This is a genomic window from Faecalimonas canis, assembly GCF_054601575.1.
In genome coordinates this window covers 1-822 of sequence record NZ_BAAHSI010000051.1, presented here as the reverse complement: position 1 = coordinate 822, position 822 = coordinate 1, and the positions used below count along the sequence as shown (strand labels likewise).

Sequence of the window (822 nt, the reverse complement as noted above, 5' to 3'; positions counted from 1 at the left end):
GGTTTTCTTAATACAACAATGAGGGAACAACACTAAGTGCTGTTCCCTCTCTTTGTGACCGCATATGTATAATGTTTGTGCTATTGTTCAGTTTTTCTAACAATACTTTTCATATAATGATTCAAAAATATTCAAATGACATTTTTCATCCAGTACAATTCTTTCTAAGTTTGCCCGAATATATTCATCTTCGATCCATGATAACTGTTTTGTATATTTATCTATCGCATCTAATTCTCCTTTATACGCATTTTTCAGTAAGGAATCAATTTTCCTAGGATAGTTATTACATTTAGGCGTCCAATAAGTGAACCTTCCTCTATTTACACTCCACAATCTCGGTTCTGCACCAAGCATTTCCGACAATCTTCCAAAAATATTCAAATGGTGCATCTCCACCATACTGATTTTATGAAAAACGCGTCCTATTTCCTCATATGGCTCTCCTAAAATAATACTATTATAAAAATAAAGTGAAATCGCGGACATCTCAGAATTACAGGCTCCTACATTTCCAAGCATCGCCACCGCATACTCTTGGTTTCTTCCACAGACCTGCACAGGTGGATATGGCGCTTCATCCACATATTGATACTTTTCCTTATTTTCACACATATCTAATTCTCCCTTCATTTCCATAACACATCCTATGATTTATGAAAAGAAAATATGAAAGATTTTCCATACAACAAAAAAGATAGCCAAAATCATTGACTATCTTTTTGACAGGGGATGAGGGAATCGAACCCCCACCAAAAGTTTTGGAGACTCCTATCATACCATTTGACCAATCCCCTATATTCTGTACCTTCAAAACCACAC

Annotated in this window: 1 protein-coding gene and 1 tRNA gene; both read right to left on the bottom strand. The window is 35.5% G+C overall.

Annotation, left to right across the window (positions count from 1 at the left end; genetic code table 11):
- Positions 1-96: 96 nt before the first annotated feature.
- Positions 97-639 (bottom strand): ferritin-like domain-containing protein, encoded by a 543-nt coding sequence (locus tag ACYPXO_RS10930; protein WP_459640605.1) that lies wholly within the window; start codon positions 637-639, stop codon positions 97-99.
- 87 nt (positions 640-726) lie between these two features.
- Positions 727-797 (bottom strand) — tRNA-Trp (locus tag ACYPXO_RS10925).
- Positions 798-822: the final 25 nt, after the last annotated feature.

Bases quoted from the DNA above. Each gene is read 5' to 3' on its own strand.
- ACYPXO_RS10930 (WP_459640605.1), bottom strand. From the start codon at position 639: ATGGAAATGAAGGGAGAATTAGATATGTGTGAAAATAAGGAAAAGTAT.